Annotated in this window: 2 protein-coding genes; one reads left to right on the top strand and one right to left on the bottom strand. The window is 41.5% G+C overall.

The features are described 5' to 3' along the window. Positions 1-90 precede the first annotated feature (90 nt). Complete coding sequence (locus VB714_RS15170; protein ID WP_323225448.1) at positions 91-2,019, bottom strand: S9 family peptidase; 1,929 nt, start codon at positions 2,017-2,019, stop codon at positions 91-93. 60 nt (positions 2,020-2,079) lie between these two features. Here VB714_RS15170 and VB714_RS15165 point away from each other — a divergent pair. Next, the coding region (locus tag VB714_RS15165) for an AAA-like domain-containing protein (RefSeq protein WP_323225447.1) at positions 2,080-3,319 on the top strand (1,240 nt) is incomplete at its 3' end.

The following is a 3,319-nucleotide window of genomic DNA, read 5'->3' as shown; positions in this document are numbered from 1 at the left end:
AGTCAGTAGAGGCGCTTTGACTACGCCTGTAAGAGTCCATTTTTGGACTGCTTCCGAATCCCCGTCTCTTTAGAGCGGGGAGGGTCAAATTCAATCTAAATTCATAATTTTAATTGGTTCGATCGCCTCTGCGGGTTGAAAACCAAAAACGCGAGAATAAAAGTAAAATTCCCCATCTAAAGCGCGTTTGATGTTTTCAGCGCGACGAAATCCGTGTTGTTCCCCTGCAAAAGGAACATAAGCAACAGGTAGCCCTTTTTTCTCAATTGCTTCCACCATCATTTCTGCTTGGTTGGGGGGAACAACTTCATCTTCTAATCCTTGAAAGAAAATGACGGGACAAGAAAGGCGATCGGTAAAATGAAGGGGAGAACGTTCTTCGTAAATGTGTTTCTCTTCGGGATATTTCCCAATCAAACTATCAAGATAGCGAGATTCAAACTTGTGAGTATCTTTGACCAAAACTTCTAAATCGCTGACTCCATAATAGCTTGCTCCTGCTTTAAAAACATCTTTGAACGTTAAAGCTGCAAGGGTCGTATATCCTCCTGCACTTCCTCCGGCGATCGCCAATTTGTCCCCATCTACTCGTCCTTCTTTCACCAAATATTGTGCCACATTCGTACAGTCATCAACATCAACAATGCCCCATTTTTTCTGCAAGCGTTGGCGATATTCTCGTCCGTATCCCGTACTTCCTCCATAGTTTACATCTACAAATGCAAAACCGCGACTCGTCCAATATTGGATTCTCAAATTAAAACTTGCTGATGTCGCTGCGGTGGGTCCCCCGTGACTTTTAACTAATAAAGGAGGTAATGTTCCTTCTGGGGGCTGATAATCTTTATTCTGGGGAGGATAGAACCACCCATAAGCAGTTTTTCCCTCTTCTGTGGGAAAGGCGATCGCTTCAGGAATAGAAAAATAGTCTGGGTTACATTCAATGGTGCTAGATTTCTTTAAAGTCTTATAATTCAGTGTCTTTAAATCCAGTTCGACAAGTTGTGTGGGTTCTGTGGGAGAACCTCCGATAAAATAAGCGCGTTCTCCTGCTGCTGTCACGGAATGAATGCTGGTAAAAGGAACATCTAAAGTGTTTAATGTTTTGGCATTTGTATCGAGTTTTGCTAAATAACTGCGACTATTTTGAGAATAGCTACAAAGAATTTCATTTTCAGTTAAAAAGGTATAAGGTTTTTCCCCGAAGACCCAGCGAGGATAACCAAATTCTGCTTCTTTTTCGCAAATGCACTCAATTTCACCCGCTACAAAACGATATAAATTCCACCAATTATTGCGATCGCTGACAAAATATAAAACACCTTCGGGACTCCATTCTGGGGCGCAAATTGACTCTTCTTCCCCCCCTGCAATACACTGCACCTTATCCAAAGTTCCATCGGTTTGTATCGTTGCAATCCATAATCTTGTCCCATCCCAAGGCATATTGGGATGATTCCAATCAATCCATGCTAATTGAGAACCATCGGGACTCAAACGAGGAGAGGTATAAAAATCACTTCCCGATACCAGTTCCCAGACTTCTCCTGTGTTTAAATTGACAGTTGATAAGGTATTTTTCGCTTCTCCTTCTCCTGCATGGTCTTCGCAGACGCAAATGAGGCGATCGCGTTGGGAATCTAAAATTGCATCAGCATAGCGTTTTTGACCTTCAGGAGTTAATACTTGCGGTTCATACTCTGGAACTTGTCGATAGAGTCGTTGGTCCGTAAAATTGGAGAAATAGAGGGTTTCTGCCGCAATTAAAAACGCCCCTCCACCATACTCGTGAACCCTAGTGCGAACATTGAACGATGGCGGGGTAATATCTACGGCATCCCCATCAGAAGTTCCTTGTACAATAACATTTCGTCCCCCTTCTGAGGGTCGTCCCTCCAACCAATAAATTGTTTCTCCCTCGACGAAAATATCGATTAAGGCAGTCATTCCCGATACAATAAGGTCGGCAGTAATGGGAGATTTCCATGCACCAAAGGGGGCGGTTTTGGGGTGACTCATCGCGATCGCTACAATTGTAAATTATCTTTAATTTTATCGTATTGAGTGGGTTAAATAAATATGAAATTTGGACAAGCTGAACTACTACAAATTGCCGATCGCCTCCTTTGCGATCGCACGGGGGAACATTTAACAGATATTGAGGCGATCGTTTTGCAAGGATCCTGGCAAAAGAAAAAGTACGAAGATATTGCCAGCGAGGCTAATTTTAATCCCGACTATATTCGCGGTACGATTGGGCAGGAACTATGGAAAAAACTCTCCGATGCTTTGGGAGAAAGGGTTGAAAAGCGCAATTTTCGGACAACATTAGAACGACATTGGCAAGATTGGCAAACTTCTCATCCTCATGGGCTTTCTCTTGTCAAGGAAAAGATAGAAATTGTTACAAATTTGCAAGAATTAGAACGTCCTCAAATCGAACAACCGTTTTATCAGGCTTTATCTCAAGCGGGTTGTTTAGTTCGGATTAAAGCACCTTGGCAAATGGGAAAAACTGCTTTGATGACCAAAGGATTGAATTATCGAAAGAGTCAAGGCGATCGCATTGCGAGATTGAGTTTACGGCTTGCGGAAGCGTCAGATTTTGCCAGTTTAGAGAGTTTTTTACTTTGGTTTTGTACCAGCGTTACAGAAATTTTAGCAGAGGAGAATCAAATTGCACAGCATTGGCAAAGTAAGTTAGGTAATAATAAAGTCAAGTGCATGACCTATTTTGAAAAATACTTGCTTGACGATGAAAAACACCTGGTTATTGCCTTAGATGATGTCGATCGCATTTTTCCCTATACTCAGATTGCGGGGGAATTCTTAGGAATTCTCAGAACATTACACGAACAGGCAAAAACAAGGAAGATTTGGCAAAATTTATCGTTGCTAATCGTTCATACTGAGTTATACGAACAATTAGAAATTAATCAATCGCCGTTTAATGTTGGGACGCAGATTTCTATCCCCGAATTTACCTCAGAAGAAGTTTTAGAACTGGCAACGTTACATGGCTTAGAATGGGAAGAAGAACAAGTTAATAGTCTTCGGGAATTAGTCGGAGGACATCCTTATTTAGTACAGCAATCTTTGCTTGACTTAGCGAGAGGAGAAAGAGATTTTGTAACATTGCGAGAGAAGGCGATCGCCGATGCAGATATTTATGGCAGTCATTTGCACCGCTATCGTTGCTATTTAAAACAACTCCCTCCAGAAATTATCGCCGTATTTGACAAAATTTATAGTTCAGAAACTCCCCTTGAGTTGCAATCTTATACAGAAATAGAACAAGCACAAAAATTATATCATTTAG

The sequence above is a fragment of the Spirulina sp. 06S082 genome, from assembly GCF_034932145.1.
Taxonomy (GTDB): Bacteria; Cyanobacteriota; Cyanobacteriia; order Cyanobacteriales; family Spirulinaceae; genus CCY15215.
Note: the sequence above shows the minus strand (reverse complement) of the source record. Positions and strands in the feature narration are given on the sequence as shown.